General features: G+C 64.8%; 18 protein-coding genes and 1 pseudogene. 12 read left to right on the forward strand and 7 right to left on the reverse strand.

Translation table 11 applies throughout. The features are described from left to right. Positions 1-202: 202 nt before the first annotated feature. Positions 203-461: pseudogene (locus ABID26_RS30470) on the reverse strand (FAD/NAD(P)-binding protein); the annotation flags it as partial. A 127-nt stretch (positions 462-588) separates the two neighbouring features. Between ABID26_RS30470 and ABID26_RS30475 the strand changes: the two are divergent. Together ABID26_RS30475 and ABID26_RS30480 are read left to right on the forward strand one after the other, a co-directional pair. Next, positions 589-918, forward strand: a complete 330-nt coding sequence (locus tag ABID26_RS30475; RefSeq protein ID WP_126097001.1) for a hypothetical protein — start codon at positions 589-591, stop codon at positions 916-918. Continuing rightward, positions 915-1,562, forward strand: coding sequence for a cysteine hydrolase family protein (locus ABID26_RS30480; RefSeq protein WP_126097002.1), 648 nt, complete (start codon positions 915-917; stop codon positions 1,560-1,562). Before ABID26_RS30475 ends, ABID26_RS30480 begins: the two co-directional genes overlap by 4 nt. An 11-nt stretch (positions 1,563-1,573) precedes the next feature. Here ABID26_RS30480 and ABID26_RS30485 read toward each other — a convergent pair whose 3' ends face one another. Further along, entirely contained in the window at positions 1,574-1,927 is a 354-nt protein-coding gene (locus ABID26_RS30485) for a winged helix-turn-helix transcriptional regulator (RefSeq protein WP_126097003.1), read from the reverse strand. A gap of 112 nt (positions 1,928-2,039) precedes the next feature. On the opposite strand from ABID26_RS30485, the gene ABID26_RS30490 reads away from it, so the two are divergent. Beyond that, entirely contained in the window at positions 2,040-2,810 is a 771-nt protein-coding gene (locus tag ABID26_RS30490; RefSeq protein ID WP_354417355.1) for a type 1 glutamine amidotransferase domain-containing protein, read from the forward strand. Between the two features lie 3 nt (positions 2,811-2,813). On the opposite strand, the gene ABID26_RS30495 is transcribed toward ABID26_RS30490, so the two are convergent. Beyond that, positions 2,814-4,154: an FAD/NAD(P)-binding protein gene (locus tag ABID26_RS30495; protein WP_292303801.1), complete on the reverse strand. Its 1,341-nt coding sequence runs from the start codon at positions 4,152-4,154 to the stop codon at positions 2,814-2,816. A 667-nt stretch (positions 4,155-4,821) separates the two neighbouring features. Between ABID26_RS30495 and tauA the strand changes: the two genes are divergently transcribed. The 8 genes from tauA (at position 4,822) to ABID26_RS30540 (ending at position 12,582) form a co-directional block, all read left to right on the forward strand. Then, entirely contained in the window at positions 4,822-5,835 is a 1,014-nt protein-coding gene (tauA, locus tag ABID26_RS30500; protein WP_126097005.1) for a taurine ABC transporter substrate-binding protein, read from the forward strand. Positions 5,836-5,954: 119 nt separating this feature from the next. Next, complete coding sequence (locus ABID26_RS30505) at positions 5,955-6,743, forward strand: taurine ABC transporter ATP-binding protein (protein WP_126097006.1); 789 nt, start codon at positions 5,955-5,957, stop codon at positions 6,741-6,743. Further along, positions 6,740-7,600 carry an ABC transporter permease subunit gene (locus ABID26_RS30510; protein WP_126097007.1) on the forward strand — a complete coding sequence of 287 codons (861 nt, stop codon included), beginning with the start codon at positions 6,740-6,742 and terminating at the stop codon, positions 7,598-7,600. The genes ABID26_RS30505 and ABID26_RS30510 overlap by 4 nt, the downstream gene beginning before the upstream one ends. 20 nt (positions 7,601-7,620) lie before the next feature. After that, a complete protein-coding gene (locus tag ABID26_RS30515) occupies positions 7,621-7,806 on the forward strand; it encodes a hypothetical protein (protein ID WP_126097008.1) in 186 nt (61 codons plus the stop codon). Between the two features lie 68 nt (positions 7,807-7,874). After that, positions 7,875-8,804, forward strand: coding sequence for a TauD/TfdA dioxygenase family protein (locus ABID26_RS30520; RefSeq protein WP_126102480.1), 930 nt, complete (start codon positions 7,875-7,877; stop codon positions 8,802-8,804). 660 nt (positions 8,805-9,464) lie between these two features. Further along, positions 9,465-9,827, forward strand: coding sequence for a septal ring lytic transglycosylase RlpA family protein (locus ABID26_RS30530; protein WP_126097009.1), 363 nt, complete (start codon positions 9,465-9,467; stop codon positions 9,825-9,827). 614 nt (positions 9,828-10,441) lie between these two features. After that, positions 10,442-11,719 (forward strand): polyhydroxyalkanoate depolymerase, encoded by a 1,278-nt coding sequence (locus tag ABID26_RS30535; protein ID WP_126097010.1) that lies wholly within the window; start codon positions 10,442-10,444, stop codon positions 11,717-11,719. 245 nt (positions 11,720-11,964) lie between these two features. Then, the gene (locus ABID26_RS30540) at positions 11,965-12,582 is read left to right on the forward strand and encodes a transglutaminase-like cysteine peptidase (protein WP_126097011.1); all 618 of its coding nucleotides are present in this window, start codon (positions 11,965-11,967) and stop codon (positions 12,580-12,582) included. 241 nt (positions 12,583-12,823) lie between these two features. On the opposite strand, the gene ABID26_RS30545 is transcribed toward ABID26_RS30540, so the two are convergent. Genes ABID26_RS30545 through ABID26_RS30560 form a run of 4 tightly spaced genes read right to left on the reverse strand, consistent with a single transcriptional unit; the run spans position 12,824 to position 15,566 of the window. Beyond that, entirely contained in the window at positions 12,824-13,186 is a 363-nt protein-coding gene (locus ABID26_RS30545; protein WP_126097012.1) for a helix-turn-helix domain-containing protein, read from the reverse strand. 10 nt (positions 13,187-13,196) lie between these two features. Further along, positions 13,197-13,733 (reverse strand): Smr/MutS family protein, encoded by a 537-nt coding sequence (locus ABID26_RS30550; RefSeq protein WP_126097013.1) that lies wholly within the window; start codon positions 13,731-13,733, stop codon positions 13,197-13,199. After that, entirely contained in the window at positions 13,730-14,836 is a 1,107-nt protein-coding gene (gene mltA, locus ABID26_RS30555) for a murein transglycosylase A (RefSeq protein ID WP_126097014.1), read from the reverse strand. The genes ABID26_RS30550 and mltA overlap by 4 nt, the downstream gene beginning before the upstream one ends. Positions 14,837-14,858: 22 nt before the next feature. Then, positions 14,859-15,566: a Tim44/TimA family putative adaptor protein gene (locus tag ABID26_RS30560; RefSeq protein ID WP_292304733.1), complete on the reverse strand. Its 708-nt coding sequence runs from the start codon at positions 15,564-15,566 to the stop codon at positions 14,859-14,861. Positions 15,567-15,779: 213 nt separating this feature from the next. On the opposite strand from ABID26_RS30560, the gene ABID26_RS30565 reads away from it, so the two are divergent. Beyond that, entirely contained in the window at positions 15,780-16,277 is a 498-nt protein-coding gene (locus ABID26_RS30565) for an FxsA family protein (protein WP_126097016.1), read from the forward strand. Positions 16,278-16,450: the final 173 nt, after the last annotated feature.

The following is a 16,450-nucleotide window of genomic DNA, read 5'->3' on the forward strand; positions in this document are numbered from 1 at the left end:
TCTGGCCTGCCGGCCATCTCCCCCTCAAGGGGGGGAGATTGGATGTCACCACCGCCTTTCGCCAATTGTTGACGTTGCAGGAAAGGGCGCCGTCGGCGAAGCTGCTGATCTCCCCCCTTGAGGGGGAGATGGCCGGCAGGCCAGAGGGGGGCGCTGTCCCGCCGGCGTCTCAGAAATTCTCTTCGCGGTGAGGCAGCCGCACTCACCTCAGCAATTGCTTGCTCAATTTCGCGCACTGAACCCGGATATCCGGAATGGCGTCGATCTCGAAGAAGGTGCCGCGCGTCAGCGGGCCGACGGCCAGCAGCTTCGACGACACCCGTGCCGTCGGCCGCGATGAGTTTGCATCTGGCGGTGACGTCGAGGCCGAGGCGCAGCGGGTCCGGCCGCGCCAGGCCGCGCTCGACCAGCGAGCGCACGAGCCCGTTCGACGTCTTCGAGATGCCGCGGCAACCGCCCGCGACCGCCCCGCCTTCGGCACAAAGGGCTCAACGTCCGAGCCATTTCAACGAACCATGTCGTTCGTTGCCGCCGCCGATTTCGCCATGCTAGCCGAAGGCTGCGCGGGGCCAATGCAAGGAGCAGCCGATGAAGATTCTGGCCTATGACAATTTCAAGCCCGGCGTCACGCTCGACGACCTCAGGCCCTATCTGCGCGACGAGGTCTCGAATGTCTGGCGGCTTTGGAAGGCAGGCATCGTGCGCGAGAATTATGCGCGTGCCGATGTCGGCGGCGTCATCATCGTCTTCGAGCTCGACAGCGTCGAGGAGGCCAGGCGCTACACCGACGATTTCCCGCTGTCCAAGGCCGGGCTGCTGGAATGGCATTTCATCGCCTTCGATGCGCCGCTGCCGCTCGAGTTCCTGTTCGACCCGACCGTCGACATCGCCAAGCCCTGGGATCGGACGGCGGCATGATCCGGTCGAGCGAAGACATCGAGATCCCGACCAGCCTGGCCGAATGGTGCGATCCGCGCCGCATGGCGCTGGTCGTCTACGACATGCAGATCGGCATCTGCCGCCAAGTCGAGGGTGCGGCGACGATCATCGAGCGCACCGGCACGGCACTGGAGGCGGCGCGCTCGGCCGGCATGCGGGTGGCGTTCACGCGCCATCTGTCGCTGCCGAAGAAATGGATGGGCGCCACGCAGTTGCGGACCGCCATGGCCTGGCAGCGGCGCGGCGACCCCGATGCGGTCGAGCCCTGGTTCCTGCGCGACGCCGAGGCGACGCGGATCGTGTCCGAACTCGCGCCGCGCGCGGCCGAGGCGGTGTTCGACAAGCTGACCATGTCGGCCTTCGATTCCACCGCCCTCGGCTTTGCCCTGCGTGACTGCGGCGTGCGTGCCGTCGCGCTTGCCGGCATCGCCATGGAGATCGGCATCGAACCGACCGTGCGCCAGGCGACCGACAATGGCTTTGCGGCTTTGGTGATCGAGGATGCCTGCGGCTTCGGCAACAAGGAAGCGCGCGACCGCTCGATGGCCACGCTTCACTTTCTCGGCGAAGCTGTCATCACCGATGTCGCCGGCTTTTGCGGCGCGCTTGCCGGATCCGCCTGAGGAATGGCTTGCTAGGCGGCGGCCTCGATATCGGTGCGGAAGCGCACGCCCTCGGCGCGTCCGTGCACGCTGCCCCAGTCGTAGAGCGCCTGCAGCGCAGCGGCGAGATCATGGCCGCGCTCGGTCAAGGTATAGCGTCCCTTGCCGTCGGGCGATGCCTCGAGCACGACGAAGCCGATCTCGACGAGATCGGCCAGGCGCTGCGTCAGCATCTTGTCGGAAAGCGAAGGGATCATCCGGCGCAATTCGGAATAGCGCAACGGCCGTTCCTTGATCCGCGCCAGGATCACCGTCTTCCACTTGCCGCCGAGCGCGTCGAGCGCGAACTCGACCGGACAGCCATACAGTCTACCGCGTCGGGTCATGCGCCGATCGTAGGCAAGGCCGAGCTGCGACGGAAGCGAAATCTGCCCGGCCAAATGGCCAGATTGCAGCGTCCGGATTTGTCGGTGAAAGTTTCATGAAGGGAGAGCGACGATGAGCGTGCGAGATGCCAATCCGGTCAATGTGCGAAAGCCCAGGCGCGTGGCGATCGTCATCGCCAATCCGGCTGTGTCGACCACGACCGGATGGCCGGTTGGCTTCTGGTGGAGCGAGCTCATCCATCCCTGGTTCGCCTTCACGGAGCGCGGCTATGAAGTGGAGATCTTCTCGCCCGACGGCGGCAAGTGCGAGGCCGATGCGCTGAGCGACCCGCGCGATCCATCGGGCTATTCGGAGACCGACCTCATCTCCCTCGGCTTCATTTCGAGCCCGAAACTCTCGGTTCTGGTCGACAACACGCGGCCGGTGTCCGAGATCGATGTCGAGCGCTTCGACGCGATCGTCGTCGCCGGCGGCCAGTCGCCGATGTTCACCTACGAGCGCGCGACCGATTTGCAGCGGACATTCGTCGCCTTCCATGATGCCGGCAAGGTGGCCGCCGCGCTCTGCCATGGCACCGCCATCCTCCGCTACGCCAGGCGCGCCGACGGAACGCTGCTTGCCGCCGGCAAGACCGTCACCGGCTTTGCCAATATCGAGGAGGATTTTGCCGACAACGCCACCTGGGAGATGGGCGCGCTCGAACGCGGCAAGCATCTGATGCCATGGCGGATCGAGGATGAGCTCAACGCAATCGGCGCCAACTATGTCCAGGCAGGGCTGTGGCGCGGCTTTGCCGTGCGCGACGGCAATCTCGTCACCGGCCAGCAGAATTTCTCCGGCGCGGAAACCGCGCGAGTGGTGTGCGAGGCGCTTGGCGGTTGAAACCTAACCCAGCAACTGCTTACTCAATTTCGCACACTGGACGCGGATATCCGGAATGGCGTCGATCTCGAAGAAGGTGCCGCGTGTCAGCGGTCCGACGGCCAGCAGCTTCGACGACACCGCGCCGTCGGTCGCGATCAGCTCGCATCTGGCGGTGACGTCGAGGCCGAGGTGAAGTGGGTCCGGCCGCGCCAGGCCGCGTTCGACCAGCGAGCGCACGAGCCCGTTCGACGTCTTCGAGATGTCGCGGGCAATGCCCATGCAGTCATAGATGCGGGCGACGTCGAGCGTTTCGAGCGCCTGCGTGCCGCGCTGCTGGATCGTGACGGTGAGGCCATCGTTCGGTTCGATGTCCACCACCCGGCCGGCGACGAGACGGATGCGGCCCGAGCCGACCGCTTCGGTGACGCGCTCATAGACCTCCGGCGCCATGCGGTGGCGATGGATGTCCCACCAGGCCTTGGTATGCTCGACGAAGCGGCGTTTCGCCGAGGACGGCCAGTTCTGCCAGATCTTCTGGTTGAAGGGCCTCAAGCCGTCGACGACATCGCGCCAGTCGCCGCCGGCCTTCTGGTTCTCGCGTATCAGGTTGCGGAACCAGCCGACGAAATAGGAAAGCTGGGTGCCGAGCGGGATGTCGGCGACGTCGAGCTTGATCGGGTTGCCCTTGCGGTGCGGCGAGGGCAGCAGGCCGCGCCGCGACACCGCTATGATCCCGCCGCGGTGGCCGCGCTGCTCGAGCGAGAGGAAAGCGTCGACCATGCTCAAGCCGGTGCCGAGCACCAGGACCGGAGCTTGCGCGTCGAGCGCGGTGTCGGCGTCCGAGCCCATCCGGATGGCGCGGCCCTGGAAGGCGCCCGGCTGCTCGTCATGGCCGGTGGCTAAAACGGCGAGATGGCCGACGACGCTGGTACCGTTGGCCAAGGCCACCTCGACGCCCGCCGAGGTCGGCGAGATCGACAGGCTCTCCTCGCGGATCAGGCGTAGCCTTCCGGTCGCGCGCTCGCGTTCCTCTAGATCGTCGAGCAATTCCTTCAGATAGCGGGCATAGAGGCTGCGCGGTGCGTAGAACGGGCCCTGGTCCGGCTTGGCGAGACCGCGCTCCAGCACCCAGCGTGCGAAATTCGTGGGATCGTCGGCATAGGCGCTCATGCCGGAGGCGTTGACATTCAGCACATGGGCGGAGAGGAGCGTCGAATAGGCCATGCCCTGGCCGAAATGCGGCCGCTTCTCGATCAGCGTGACGCGAAGATCGGGGTTTGGTAATTTCAAGAGATGCGCCGCCAGCACGACGCCGCTGGCGCCGCCGCCGACAATGATGATGGAATTGCCGCGTCCAACCATGGCTTGGATTCGGAAGCTACCGAGGGGCCGCGATCAAGCCTAAGCCGCCGTCAGGCTGGCATCACGAACGACTGGCGGTATGCGGTTCAGGTGGTCGCGCATCGTTCTCTCTCCCTAATGTCGATAAGATTACTATACTAAACCATCCGCACACGGAACCTGGTTTCAATTCCGCCGCTATCTGGGGCACGGATTTACCTAGGAAAGGTGACGGGAGGATTTTCGTTCGCGAAGGGCCTTCGCGGAAGGGCTGCATCAGCGCGATCGTCATCCTAGGGCGGAGCGACGCGAAGCGGAGCGCAGACCCTAGGATCCATTCCGTTACACCTAGGACAGGTGCCACGGTGCAGAACAAGCCTGACCTAGTTCTGCACCGCCGCATCGCTTCTATGTCACGGAATGGATTCTAGGGTCTGCGCGCGTCGCTTCGCTCCTTGCTCCGCCCTAGAATGACGACCAGGAGGGACGGCTCCGCCAACCGCCGAAGGTGGCGCTTCCGCCACCCAAAGCCACGCCGCGACCGTCCTTTTGCGCCTCTGCCGCCGATACCTAGCGACACTTTTCCAACAAAGCACGCTCGCTTGGAAAGATTTAACTCTACAAACCCGATAGAACTAACGGACATTAGAAAGGCAATCCGGTTTTCCTCCTTTGAACGGAGCCTTTCATGTCGACCATTTCCAGACGCATTCTTCTCCTGTCGTCGGCAGCGCTGGCAAGCGCCGCCTATCTCGGTCCGGCCGCGGCCGAGGACCTCAAGATCACCATCGGCTATCAGACGGTGGTCGAGCCTTCGAAAGTGCCGCAGGCCGACGGCGCGTACGAAAAAGCCACCAAGGCCGCGATCGATTGGCGCAAATTCGATTCCGGCGCCGACGTCATCGCCGCGGTTGCTTCCGGCTCGGTCGACATCGGCTATGTCGGCTCAAGCCCGCTGGCCGCCGCGGCGAGCCGCGAGCTGCCGATCCAGACCATCCTCGTCGTCGGCCTGATCGGCCCCTCGGAGGCGCTGGTCGCCCGCGACAGCGCCGGCATCGAGAAGGTCGCCGACCTTGCCGGCAAGAAGGTGGCCGTGCCTTTCGTGTCGACCACGCATTACAGCCTGCTCGCGGCGCTGAAGCATGAGGGAGTCGATCCGAAGTCGGTCGAGATCCTCAACCTCAGGCCGCCGGAAATCGCCGCCGCCTTCGCGCGCGGCGACATCGACGCGGCCTATGTCTGGGACCCGGCGCTCGGCCAGATCAAGACCTCCGGCAAGGTGGTGTTGGATTCATCACAGGTGGCGGCCTGGGGCGCCCCGACCTTCGACGCCTGGATCGTGCGCACCGACTTCGCCGACAAGCACCCGGAAGCGGTGCGCGACTTCGTCAAGGTGACGGGCGAGGCCTATGCCCGCTTCCTGGCCAAGCCCGAGGCCTGGTCGGTGTCCTCGCCCGAGGCCGGCAAGATCGCCAAGCTGACGGGCGCCAAGCTGGAAGAGGTGCCGGAACTGCTCAAGGGCTATGTCTTCCCGACGCTGGACGAGCAAGCCTCCGACAAGTTCCTCGGCGGCGGCACGGTCAAGGCGATCGCGGCGACGTCGGCCTTCCTCAAGGAGCAGGGCAAGATCGACGCCGTGCTGCCCGACTATTCGAAATACGTCACGACCAAATATGCCAGCGAGGCGCTTGCCTCGAACTGATGCACTGAAAGTCCGCGCGGCCTTTCTTCCCTGCCGCGCGCCTGCCTGTCCCGGGACCGCTGACGAGGAGCGGCTTCGGGGCAGGCACCCCTTCGACCCGGTACGGAGGCTCGAACCCGATGCCGCATCTCATCCTCGACAAGGTCACCGTCCACTATGACGGCCAGCCCGCGCCTGCGGTCGAACGCGTCTCGCTCGACATCGGCAAAAGCGATTCCGGCAGGGGCGACTTCGTCGTGCTGGTCGGCCGCTCGGGCTGCGGCAAGACCTCGCTGCTCAACGTCGCCGCCGGACTGGTGGAGCCGGCGCGCGGCCAGGCCACGATCGGCGGCCGGCCGATCACCGCTCCCGGACCGGACCGCGCCGTCGTCTTCCAGAACGACGCGCTGTTTCCCTGGCTGACCGCGCGCGAAAACGTCGCTTTCGCGCTCAGGCTGCGCGGCGTGAGCGCCGACAAGCGAGCGCGGCGCGCCGACGAATTGCTCAAGCTGGTCAAGCTCGGCGATGCCGGCGACAAGCGCATCTGGGAGCTTTCCGGCGGCATGCGCCAGCGCGTCGGCCTTGCGCGCGCTTTGGCCGCCGAGCCGGAATTTCTTCTGCTGGACGAGCCGCTCGGCGCGCTCGACGCGCTGACGCGCGAGCGCATGCAGACGACGCTGCTCGATCTGTGGGCGGCTGCCCAAGTCGGCGTGCTGATGGTGACGCACGGCATCGAGGAAGCGCTGGTGCTTGCCACCCGCATCGTCGTGCTGGCGCCCGGGCCCGGCCATGTGGTGCGGACATTCGAAACGCATTTCGGCCGCCGCTACGCGGCCGGCGAGCCGATCCGCGCCATCAAGGCGGATCCAGCCTTTGCCGCGGCCCGCGCGCACCTGACCGATGCGATCTTCGAAGGAGAGGCGGCATGAGCGTCGGCGCTTATAGCGAACGCCCCGGCGCGAAGGCCGGCGAGAATGACGGGTTTTCCGTGCCATGGTCGCGGCCCCGGCCGAAACGTGCAGTCATTTCAGCAAGACAGGTCAGCGCGATCACCATCCTTGCGCTGCTGGCCGCCTGGACGGTGTCGGCCTCGCTGCAGCTGGTGTCACCGGTCTTCCTGCCCTCGCCCGCCGCCGTCTGGGCGAAGTTCGTCGTGGTCGCGCGCGACGGTTTCGTCGATGCGACGCTGCTTCAGCACGTCACGGCCAGTCTAGGACGAGTGTTCGCCGCGCTGGTCGCGGCGATCGTCGTCGGCGTTCCGGTCGGGCTCGCCATCGGCATCAGCAGGATCGGGCGCGGCGTGTTCGATCCGCTGCTCGAATTCCTGAGGCCGATCCCGCCGCTCGCCTACCTGCCGCTGATCGTCATCTGGTTCGGCATCGGCGAACCGTCGAAGATCCTGGTGATTTCGATTGCCATGCTGGCGCCGGTGGCGCTGTCGACCGCCGCCGGCGTGCGCGGCGTCTCGCGCGAGCGCATCGACGCGGCGCGTTCGCTGGGGGCGACGCGCGGGCAAGTCATCCGCCATGTCGTGCTGCCCAGCGCGCTGCCGTCGATCCTCACCGGCCTGCGCATCGCGCTCGGCGCCGGCTGGTCGACGCTGGTGGCGGCCGAGCTGGTGGCCGCGACGCGCGGGCTCGGCTTCATGATCCAGTCGGCGGCGCAGTTCCTGGTCACCGACGTGGTGGTGATGGGCATCCTGGTGATCGCGACGATCGCGTTCGCGCTGGAGTTCGTCATCCGCAGGATCGAGCGGGCGCTGGTGCCCTGGGCGGGCAAGGATTGAGCGAAACAAGGAGAATGACGATGACGCATTCCGCCGCAGTGCTTTTCGCCGAGGTCGGCAACTGGCTGCTTGCCAGGACAAAAGAGCCCGCGACGCAGCAGGACAGGCCGAAATCGCCGGCGCCGGTGCGGCTGGATTCCGAGCGCGACCGCCTGCCGCCGCGCGACGAGAGTTTCTACTGGGCCTGGCAGTATTGGTCGCAGTGATCGGCCTGCGCAGACCTCCCCTTCCCCCTACGAGCAACCAGGAGAATCCCATGAGCAACCCGTCCCCCTTGAACAAGCCATCCCTTGTCGACCAGACCATTCCAGCGACCGATGTCATTCCGCTGACCGCCCGTGTCGGGGCGGAAATCAGAGGCGTCCGCCTTGGCGCAAACCTGTCGGACACCACCATAGCGTCGATCAATCAGCTGCTTTTGAAGCACAAGGTCGTCTTCTTCCGCGGCCAGGACCATCTCGACGATTCCGAGCATGAACTGTTCGCGCGGCGCCTGGGCGATCTTGTGCCGCATCCCACCCAAGGGCCGGTGGCGGGCACCGCCTCGATCCTCAACCTGGATTCGAGCCGCGGCGGCGGCCGCGCGGACCAGTGGCACACGGACGTCACATTCGTGGACGCCTATCCGAAATTCTCCGTCCTGCGCGGGGTCGTCATTCCGGCGGCCGGAGGCGATACCATCTGGTCCAACACGCATGCCGCCTATGAAAGCCTGCCGGCAGCGCTGAAACTGCTGGCGGACAATCTCTGGGCCATTCACAGCAATGCCTACGACTACGCCGCCGTGCGGCCTCGCGCCACCGCCGAGGAAAGAAAGCATTTCGAGGAGGTCTTCACCTCGACCGTCTACGAAACCGAGCACCCCGTGGTGCGCGTGCATCCGGAAACCGGGGAGCGGTCGCTGCTGCTCGGCAACTTCGTCCAGCGCTTCGTCGGCCTGTCGAAGAGCGACTCCGCGAAACTCTACGAGCTGTTCCAGACCTATGTGACCACGCCCGAGAACACCGTGCGGTGGCGGTGGCAGGCCGGCGACGTCGCGATCTGGGACAATCGCGCCACCCAGCATTATGCGGTGAACGACTATGGCGACCAGCACCGGATCGTGCGCCGCGCCACCGTCGACGGCGATGTGCCGGTCAGCGTCGACGGACGCCGCAGCGTGACCCACGTCAAGACGGCCAAGCCCGCGGCAAAGGCGGCGTGAAGGAAGGCGGGCGGCACCCCTTCTCCCCTTGTGGGAGAAGGTGGATCGGCGCGCAGCGCCGAGACGGATGAGGGGTGTTCCAGGGAACGCCGACGTCTCACTCCGCTGGAACACCCCTCATCCGTCGCCTTCGGCGACACCTTCTCCCACAAGGGGAGAAGGGGGCGCTCACATGCGCGAGCGGTTCGCCCAGCGGAGGCGAGCAGGCCGACCAGCATGGTGATGAGCCCGATATAGAGCCATTGCCTCTGGCCGGTCATAAAGCTGCCCTGGACCAGCCCGAGGCCCTGCAGCGACCACAGCACGCCGATCGCCAGCACGAGCAGCGCCAGCAAATTCCTGATCAGTCGCATCAGAAAAATCCCCCCGGAAAGTCGATACTCCACCAGAATGCGGACGCAATAAAAGAGAGCAAGGAAGCAAGGCAATCGCTCCCTCTTCTACTTGCCGAATGACGGCCGACCCTACTCAAGACTTCCCGCAAATCGGCGCGTTCTTCACAAAGAGTACGCCCGTGCACCCCGGAAATGTCATGACAAACTGTTTCGCGGCGACTCCAAACGTGTGCATTCGCCATGGAACCGCCAGATCGCTGCCGCATTTCCCGCCTCATTCGGCACATACGGCGGGTTGTCTATAAACGGAGCCCACCCCTAAAAGATGAAGAAAACCAACCGCACCGCGCTTGTCGCGGTAACGATCGCGGCTGGCCTGATGGCTGGCGCCTCGGCCGCCTCCTCGGCCGCCGCGCAATGCGGCCGCGCCTCCTGGTATGCGCTGCATTCGAGAACAGCTTCCGGCGAGCGCATGAACCCCGCCGCGCTCACCGCAGCCCACCGCTCCTTGCCGTTCGGCACCAAGCTCAGGGTCACCAACAAGAACAACGGCCGCAGCGTCGTCGTGCGCATCAACGATCGCGGACCGTTCGTGAGGGGCCGCGTGCTCGACCTCTCCCGCGGCGCCGCCAGCCAGCTCGGCTTCATCGGCTCGGGCCACACTGCCGTATGCATGGCCCGCGTCTGATACACTGCACAGGGATTTTGACTGGTCGGCTCTGTTTGCGTTGGCAGGCGGCATGCCTTGGAGATTGGCCGAAACGCCCATCGCGATCGTCATTCTAGGGCGGAGCAGGAGCGAAGCTCCGTCGCGAAGACCCTAGAATCCATGCCGTTAGCTTCGCCACGGAGTGCAACGGAGCAGAATTCTACACCGCAGCAACGCTTCCAAGTCACGGCATGGATTCTATGGTCTGCGCCGCGTCGCTTCGCTCCTTGCTCCGCCATAGAATGACGAGGTTGGGGCGGCTTCAACCAATCTCCGGCGTTTGCGCTGATTTCACGCAAATGAACGGAAAATCTTGCACAGCCGTCGCGCCACGATCCGATGCGAGCCCTCAGGGGTTCCGTGGCCGGTGTCCGGCAAGAGGGGCCGGACACATTTCCTTCGCACTTCGGCACCGCACAGTGAGCCGGCTCTGCCGGTAGACGCCGGTTTTCAACAGTTTCGACGAAAGCAGCATTCGTCACGCCAAGTGACGTATTGCATCGCAACAATATGTTGTTAACCTCGCTGCGAGACATTCAAGGCTCGGCGCTGCTCGTCGGCCCTTTGGTCGTCAGGCAGCAGCGGGGTTCCCGATGTTCTACCAGCTCTACGAAATGAACCATGCGGCGCTGCAGCCCGCCCGCCTCTACGCCGACGCGGTGCGGCTTTTCTATTCCAACCCGCTCAATCCCGTTTCGCACACGCCGCTCGGTCGCTCAGTCGCGGCAGCCGCGGAACTGTTCGAGCGCACCACGCGCCGCTACGGCAAGCCGCAATTCGGCCTGACCGAGACGGTGGTCGACTGGAAGACCGTCGACGTCACCGAAAGGACTGTCTGGTCGAAGCCGTTTTGCAATCTCATCCGCTTCGAGCGTTCGCTTCCCGCCGGGCGCAAGCCCGATCCGAAGCTTCTGATCGTGGCGCCGATGTCCGGTCACTACGCGACGCTGCTGCGCGGCACGGTCGAGGCGATGCTGCCTCACGCCGACGTGCACATCACCGACTGGGTCGACGCCCGCATGGTGCCGCTGTCGAAGGGCAGCTTCGATCTCGACGACTATATCGACTATGTCATCGACATGTTCCACGCGCTGGGTCCGGACACCCATGTGATGGGCGTGTGCCAGCCTTCGGTGCCGGTGCTGGCGGCGGTGGCGCTGATGGAAAAGCGCGGCGATCCCTTCGTGCCGTCGACCATGACGCTGATGGGCGGCCCGATCGACACCCGCCGCAATCCGACTGCGGTCAATCTGCTCGCCGAGGAAAAGGGCATCGACTGGTTCCGCGACAACGTCATCATGCAGGCCCCCTGGCCGGTGCCCGGTTTCGGCCGCGAGGTCTATCCCGGCTTCCTCCAGCTTTCGGGCTTCATGAGCATGAATCTCGACCGCCACATCATCGCCCACAAGGACTTCTTCATGCACCTTGTGAAAAACGACGGCGACAGCGCCGAGAAGCACCGCGACTTCTATGACGAATATCTGGCGGTGATGGACCTAACGGCGGAGTTCTACCTGCAGACCGTCGACACGGTGTTCGTGCGGCACGCCTTGCCGAAGGGCGAGATGAAGCATCGCGGCGAGGCCGTCGATCCGGGCGCCATCCGCAACGTCGCCTTGTTCACCGTCGAGGGCGAGAACGACGACATTTCCGGCCTCGGCCAGACCCAGGCCGCGCACGACCTTTGCGTGAACATCCCGGCAGGCAGGCAGGCCCACTACATGCAGCCGGCGGTCGGCCACTACGGCGTCTTCAACGGCTCGCGGTTCCGCTCCGAGATCGTGCCGCGCATCGTCGACTTCATCACCAGCTATGGCCGCCAGACCCGGGTGGCCGCGAAGCCGAAGCTGGTCCGCTCCGCCAAGAGCTGAGCCAGGCGCCGACTGGGCTGACGAGGCTGGAGAGGCTTCAGCCAATCCCTGGCGTCTGCGCTGATTTTACGGAAGCGAACGGCGTGTGACTTTTTGGCGTCGGCAAACACGCCTGTTGCGAAAGTGCCGCTGTCAGGATCGCGCGGGTAACCATGCCGTCAAACTAGCCGTTGTCTCTAATTGACACGGACTGTAAATCCCCCTTAACGTTTCGTTAATAAAAGAACAGGGTGGACCCGGGGGCAATGAACTCCTCACCGATGGCGCGGATGCTGCGTTTGTGTGCAGTCGCAGGGCTGGCGATCTCGGCCCATTGGGCAGTGCCGGCATGGGCGGCGGGCGCCATGACGACAGGCGGTCTGACCTCGCAGCCGATCGGACATTATGATTTCTGCAAGGCGCATCCCGGCGAATGCAACATTCGCCCGGCCGATCTCGCGCCGGCCAAGATGACCGGCGGGCTGTGGCGCAAGCTGATCAGCGTGAGCGCCAGGGTCAACGCCGCCGTCAAGCCGATGAGCGATCTCGACAATTACGGCAAGGACGAAGTCTGGACCTATCCCGACAACGGCTTTGGCGACTGCGAGGACTATGTGCTGGAGAAGCGGCGCGAGCTTTACCGCATGGGCATGTCGCTCGCCGATCTCCTGATCACCGTCGTGCGCAAACCCGACGGCGAAGGCCATTCGGTGCTGACGGTGCGCACCGACAAGGGCGACTACGTCCTCGACAATCTGACCGACAAGGTCAAAGCCTGGGACGCGACCGGCTACCGCTACCTCAAGCGGCAAGCGATCGACAACACCGGCCGCTGGGTCTCGATCCGCGACGGCCAGCCGGTGCTGGTGGGGTCAGTGCAGTAGGGGCCGGGCGCGCGCCAACCTCGGTTTCGTCATTCTAGGGCGAGGCAAGGAGCGCAGCGACGCAGCGCAGACCCTAGAATCCATTCCGTGACCTTCGAGCGTCTCGACAGTGCAGAATTCTGCGCCGTTGCACTCTTCGGCGGAGGTCACGGAATGGATCCTCGGGTCAAGCCCGAGGATGACGAAGAGAGTTTCGCCGCTAATCCAAAACCGCGAAACGTTGTTATGGGCAACGCGCCGACTATCGCCGCAGCGCCGCCCGAACCGACGCCGTGATCTTCCGCAGCTCCGCCTCGTCCAGCCTCTCGATGCTCTCGGCCAACAGATTCGCCAGCTCGGTCGCGGCGGGCGACAGGCCGGACGTGTCTATCCTGACCCTTGGATGCGAACTTTCAGCGAGGCGGGCGAGGTCCTCGGCATCGTCCCAGATGATGTTGAAATAGCCGATGATCTTCTGGATCAGCGTCCAGGTCGGCGCGCCGCGCCGGCCATGCTCGAGCGCCGACAGATAGGCGGCGCTGACGCCGATGGCTTGAGCCATCGCCTTCTGGCTGACGCCGCGCTCGGCCCGCAGCGCCCTGAGCCTTTCGCCGAACGGGGTCATGCCGGCCTACTCATGACCGCGTCCGCCGCAAGCGGATATAGAGCGCGCCCGAGCCGCCATGATTGCGGGCGGCATGATCGTGGCTCGAGACCAGGTGGCGGAAGGCCGGCGTCGACAGCCAATGCGGCACCGAGCGACGCAAGATCCCGTCGCCGCCGGAGGACGAGCCCTTGCCGGTGATGACCAGAACATAGCGGATGCCGCCGGCATGCGCGCGGTGCAGGAAGGTGAGCAGCAGGGAATAGGCCTCGTCCTGCGTCATGCCGTGCAGGTCGACGCGGCCCTCGATCGGCAACCGGCCTTTTTTCAGCTTCTCATGCGTCTGGTCGTCCAGCGAATGCGAAACATGCTGCGCCTTCGGTTTCGCGGCGGTGGCCGCAACGCCGTTGACCGGCGCGGGCGCCGGCGCCGGCTTGGGCTCGACGATGTCGGGGATCTCGACCGCGGCCTTGCCTTTCAACTTGCCTTTCAGGGGCCGTGTCGAGCGCGCCACGAGGTTCCAGAGGATGCGGTCGTCCTCGCTGAGCTTGTCGTCGCGGCGGCTCACCGGAACCTCCCATCGATCAGTCCGCGCGGGATCAGCGCATGGAAGTCGGCGGCGTTGCGCACGACGCCGGCGATTTCGCCGGCGGCGTCACCCGAGCCCGCGAAGAGGTCGCCCCGCGCGGGTCCGGTGATGGCCGAGCCGGTGTCCTGCGCGATCATCAGCCGCCGGAACGGTTTTTGCTCGAAGGCAGTGAGCGTCGGCGCATCGATGTAAAAAGGCGTGCCGAACGTGTGCAGCAGCCGGTCGACGGCGACCGAGCGGCCTGGCGTCAGCGGCACCTTGGCGGCGGCGATGGGTCCAAGTTCCGCATCCTCGACCGGGGCCTCGCGGAAGAAGATGTAGGAGCGGTTCTGCCAGAGGATCTCGTCGACGCGATCCGGATGCGCCTTGAACCAGGCGCGGATCGACTGCATCGTCACTTTTTCCAGCGGAATTTCGCCGAGCTCGCTCAAGATCCTGCCGGGGCCGGTGAAGCGCTGGCCGGATTTGGCGGCATAAGTGACACGGCAGAGCCGGCCGTCGGTCATCTTCAGCCGTGCCGCGCCCTGCACATGGATGAAGAAGGCATCGACCCTGTCGGCGACCCAGGCGATCTCGAGCTTGCGGCCGGCGAGCGCGCCGCGCTCGATTGCGCCGCGATCGAAATATTCGACCGGACCTGCCGGGGCCTCGCGCGCGAAGGCGAGATAAGGATCCATGCCGGTGGGACGGTTTTTCTCGCCGATGTCGATCAGGTCGGCGGGGCGGGAAAGCAGCGGCACGACGAACCGCTCCGTCTTGACCGGCGAGGCCTCGACCTCCGGCTCGTAGAAGCCGGTGACGAGGCCGGCGCCGCCGTTTTCCGCCGCCACCAAAGCGGGAACGAAATGGCGCTCGAAGAAGGATCGCGCCTCCGACCGATTCGCCGGCGAAACGGAGCGCGCTTCGGCATAGGCCTCGGCAAAGGCGTTGAAATCAACGCCGAGCGCACCCGTGCGATAAGGCTTGGTCAGCACATGGAGGGCGGACCGTTTAAAGGCCACGAAGGCCGTGAGGTGATCATCCTCGGCCCAGCCGGGCAGGTCGCCAAAGGTTTTTTCGCTGAATGTGGAAGAGAGCGGCACGACCGAGCCCCGCCGCCTGAATCTAGTCTTCTTCTTCCGTGGCGACGAGCTTCCAGTTCGGATCGCGCGAGCGGGTATCGCGGAAGAAGGTCCAGACGTCCTTGACCTCGGCGACTTTCTCGGGATCGCCGTCGATGACGGCGCCGACCTTGTCGCGGGTCGCCGAAATCAGCTCGCTGACGATACGCAGCGTGATATGCGCTTCGGTGCCCTTCATCTCGGCGGCGACGACATCGACCTTGTCGATGCCGACGAAGGAAGACTGGATCTTTTCCGATTTCGCCTCGCGCTCGCCGATCGCGGCGACGAAGCTGTCATAGACCTCGCGCGACAACAGGTTCTTCAGCGTCTTGCGGTCGCCGTCGGCAAAGGCCATGACGATCATCTCATAGGCCATCTTGGCGCCGTCGACGAAGGTTTTTGGATCGAAGGACGGATCGTTGTCCTTGATCGCGCGCAGGCCCTTGTTGAGATCGCTGTCGGGCTTGGCGAAGGCGTCGATCGCGGCATAGGTCTCGGGCGCGGTTTCCCCCGGCATGCGCTTGCGCGGCAGCGACACTACATTCTCGGATTTCTGCGCCGCGTCCTGCTCGCGCGTGCGGCTTGCCGAATAGGGATCGAAGGGCGGGCGCTCGTTTCCGGTGCGACGTCCCAGCACGTTGCGCAGCTGGAAAAAGATCACAACCGCCGCAATCAAGAAGAAAATCGTGCCGAAGTCGAAGAAACCCATATCTTCCGCCAATTCGATCCCTGTCCTGGCCGGACCACCAGAGCCTCACCCGGAGTCTCACAATGGCGGCGGTCGCATAGCATTCAACACCCAAAGCATATAGAACGGCGGGCGCAATCATTCAAATCAAAGGCAGCCATACCTATCTAATGGCCCCAGTGCCAGCGGCGATTGCCCGCGGGCCCGCAAAACAAGAAAGCGATTGGTCAAGACTTGCGCGTTTCACTGTTCCCGTTGTTCCTGCTCCTGCTGCCGCTGCTGGAGATCGCCGGCTTCGTCATCGTCGGCCGCGAAGTTGGCGCTTTGGCGACGGTCGGGCTGGTCATCCTCTCCACGATTGCCGGCAGCCTGCTGCTTCGGCACCAGGGTTTTGGGGTGATGGCGCGGGTGCGGGCGGAAATGGATGCGGGACGCGACCCCAGCCGCCAGCTAGCGCATGGCGCAATGATCGTGCTGGCGGCGATCCTTTTGATCATTCCGGGCTTCATCACCGACATCGTCGCCATCCTGCTGCTCCTGCCGCCGGTGCGGGATCTCGCCTGGCGGCTGCTCAAGAACCGCATCGTGATGGCGACGAGCTTCAGCGGCGGCTTTCGTGCCCGCGGCCGCGACAAGGTGATCGATCTCGACGACAGCGACTATTCGCGCGCCGACGATTATAAGCGCGGGCCGGACCATAATTCCCCTTGGCGGCGGCTGAAAGACGACTAGGTCTGATTCCAGAGCCGGTCCTCTATCCAATGCGTGTCATTGCCCCACAATCGCTGCGCAGTTTTGGGCGACATGCAGTTTCTGCCTGACGCATGTCGTTGCCCCAAAACCGCTACGCACTTTTGGGCGACATGCGTAAAGGCGGCAAAACTTGTCTTGTCCTGCCGAGCATG

This window comes from Mesorhizobium shonense, from assembly GCF_040545255.1.
GTDB lineage: Bacteria > Pseudomonadota > Alphaproteobacteria > Rhizobiales > Rhizobiaceae > Mesorhizobium > Mesorhizobium shonense.

What these genes read in the sequence shown, in the direction of transcription:
- ABID26_RS30510 (WP_126097007.1), top strand. Translation starts at nt 6,740, where the DNA reads ATGAGCGTCGGCGCTTATAGCGAACGCCCCGGCGCGAAGGCCGGCGAG.
- ABID26_RS30495 (WP_292303801.1), bottom strand. Translation starts at nt 4,154, where the DNA reads ATGGTTGGACGCGGCAATTCCATCATCATTGTCGGCGGCGGCGCCAGC.
- ABID26_RS30480 (WP_126097002.1), top strand. Translation starts at nt 915, where the DNA reads ATGATCCGGTCGAGCGAAGACATCGAGATCCCGACCAGCCTGGCCGAA.
- ABID26_RS30535 (WP_126097010.1), top strand. Translation starts at nt 10,442, where the DNA reads ATGTTCTACCAGCTCTACGAAATGAACCATGCGGCGCTGCAGCCCGCC.
- ABID26_RS30515 (WP_126097008.1), top strand. Translation starts at nt 7,621, where the DNA reads ATGACGCATTCCGCCGCAGTGCTTTTCGCCGAGGTCGGCAACTGGCTG.
- ABID26_RS30560 (WP_292304733.1), bottom strand. Translation starts at nt 15,566, where the DNA reads ATGGGTTTCTTCGACTTCGGCACGATTTTCTTCTTGATTGCGGCGGTT.
- ABID26_RS30475 (WP_126097001.1), top strand. Translation starts at nt 589, where the DNA reads ATGAAGATTCTGGCCTATGACAATTTCAAGCCCGGCGTCACGCTCGAC.
- ABID26_RS30490 (WP_354417355.1), top strand. Translation starts at nt 2,040, where the DNA reads ATGAGCGTGCGAGATGCCAATCCGGTCAATGTGCGAAAGCCCAGGCGC.
- ABID26_RS30540 (WP_126097011.1), top strand. Translation starts at nt 11,965, where the DNA reads ATGAACTCCTCACCGATGGCGCGGATGCTGCGTTTGTGTGCAGTCGCA.
- ABID26_RS30530 (WP_126097009.1), top strand. Translation starts at nt 9,465, where the DNA reads ATGAAGAAAACCAACCGCACCGCGCTTGTCGCGGTAACGATCGCGGCT.
- ABID26_RS30545 (WP_126097012.1), bottom strand. Translation starts at nt 13,186, where the DNA reads ATGACCCCGTTCGGCGAAAGGCTCAGGGCGCTGCGGGCCGAGCGCGGC.
- ABID26_RS30505 (WP_126097006.1), top strand. Translation starts at nt 5,955, where the DNA reads ATGCCGCATCTCATCCTCGACAAGGTCACCGTCCACTATGACGGCCAG.
- ABID26_RS30485 (WP_126097003.1), bottom strand. Translation starts at nt 1,927, where the DNA reads ATGACCCGACGCGGTAGACTGTATGGCTGTCCGGTCGAGTTCGCGCTC.
- tauA (WP_126097005.1), top strand. Translation starts at nt 4,822, where the DNA reads ATGTCGACCATTTCCAGACGCATTCTTCTCCTGTCGTCGGCAGCGCTG.